Genomic DNA, 1,966 nt, shown 5'->3' with positions numbered 1-1,966 from the left:
CTTCAGTTTTATAGATGACTCATGAATCAGAAAATAATAATACCGAGATCTTATTTCTTTAATTTCTTCACATTTATTACTTAATATTGCTGTTTTAACAAGCAGAAAAATGATGAATGACTTACTATTTGAGTTTAAGAAATCCCACCATTTACTTAAAAATTGAAAAGAAGCATCCAAATTATTCTCGCTGCTCATTCTATATCCTCCATAACAATTGATAATTACTGTCGGCTCTTTATTCTGTTTGACCAAAGAATCACTTTTTATTAATGACAAATAAAGATCCCAATCTTGATGCTTCTTTGCTGATGAATCGAAATGTACAAAATCATAAAGCTTACGCCTTACCGCAACAGTACTTGTTCTAAAATCATTGCCGCCTTCAAAAATATAGCCTTTTTTATTCTCTTCAAATGCACCAATAGTCTTTTTAATCCCTTTAGCATTCGGTGATATCTTAATATGAAAGGCGCCAAAGACACACATGATTTCTTTGTTTTCATCAAAAACCTTCAAACATTCTTCAGCATGGACAGGAGTCCAAAGATCATCTGAATCTAAAAACAAAACATAATCAGCCTCTGATTCAAGCCACCCTATGTTTCTCGAGTGGGCAGCATTCGACTTTACTGTTTTTGATATTACTTTAATTATTTCGTATTTTTTACATACATTTTGTAATTCATTGATATCATCAGAGCAATCATCTACTACAAAAATATCGACTGGAGGTACACTCTGTTTTAAAACAGAAATAATACTCTCTTCAATTCTTGATGATGAGTTGAAAGTAGGGATAACTACCGAATATGACATTAATTTTCTCCTCCACAATTATAATATTTTATTAAGTCCAAATAATTAGCAATTTAGATTCAACTTTATTATGGATCGCTTAATTGACTAGATATTAACATATCTATTCTAGAATCTAGTCTAATAGAAGGTTCATTGATACTATTTCTATATAAAGAAAAGTCATCTTTACTTGTTAATACATTTACAATATTTTCAACTTTTAGGACGCTAACTCCAGGGAAGTCATATTTTTTAAACTCTTTAACTTGAATTGAATTAATTCCATTGTATAAAGCTTCTACTAAAGTAGACGAGTTTGTACCTATAACGAATTTGGCTCGGTCAAAATCTTCATTAAGCGTTCGTGAGCTTATCTTAATATTAGGAATCTTATTTAATTCTGCTATTAATAAAGTACTCTTGGTTTCCTTGGGATGTAGTCTAACAAATATAGGCGAATCTAAATCAATAGTGATAGCCTTGAGTAAAGAAATATAATCTTCATTTAGTACATCATTATCTATAATAGGTTCACAGCAAAAAATAATTGAATTCTTATGATTAGTATTATCTGTAATGCTCTTAGGGTAACCAAAATCAATCAATCTGTCTTTTTCAACACCATTCTTTTCCATTAAAGTCACTTGGTGACAGTCCCACATCAGGTACTTACTTACAATAAATGGGTTTATAGAGATGAATAACGGATCTTGTACATATCCATGACAGAAAACGAAAGTTTTTCTCTTTGATAAGTTCATAGCCATTACAAACAAACGGTCTCTAAATTCAAAATCACCATTTAAGAAAGCATATTTAACATCATATTTTTCAATACATTTCAAAGCAAATTCTAGTTCAATTTTTAGGTCTATCTCTATTTTTTTCAATTCCAACATATCAATATTATTATCGTTGCATATATTTTCTAACATATGCACTACCTTTTTTTCAACTCCCCCTCTTACTAATAATGAAATCCAATCAACATTAAGCTTTAAAATATAAGAGTATAATTTACAAGTTGCACCATTTCGACTAACAACCAGATTATATCCACATAGTTTTGAAGATAGCATTTCCCTTAAACTAGAAAACCTGCCTAATTTTATATAAACGCTTTCTTTATTTAATTTTAAAAAATAAATTTTAAGCTTAAGTAAAC

At 29.5% G+C, this 1,966-nt stretch carries 2 protein-coding genes; both read right to left on the bottom strand.

The window, feature by feature from the left end:
- The coding region (locus AB4329_RS22185) for a glycosyltransferase family 2 protein (RefSeq protein ID WP_372139299.1) at positions 1 to 819 on the bottom strand (819 nt) is incomplete at its 3' end.
- 68 nt (positions 820 to 887) lie between these two features.
- The coding region (locus AB4329_RS22180; RefSeq protein WP_372139298.1) for a hypothetical protein at positions 888 to 1,966 on the bottom strand (1,079 nt) is incomplete at its 5' end.

This window comes from Vibrio sp. 10N.261.54.A5 (assembly GCF_041471145.1).
GTDB lineage: Bacteria > Pseudomonadota > Gammaproteobacteria > Enterobacterales > Vibrionaceae > Vibrio > Vibrio crassostreae_C.
This window is presented reverse-complemented; position numbering and strand designations above follow the sequence as displayed.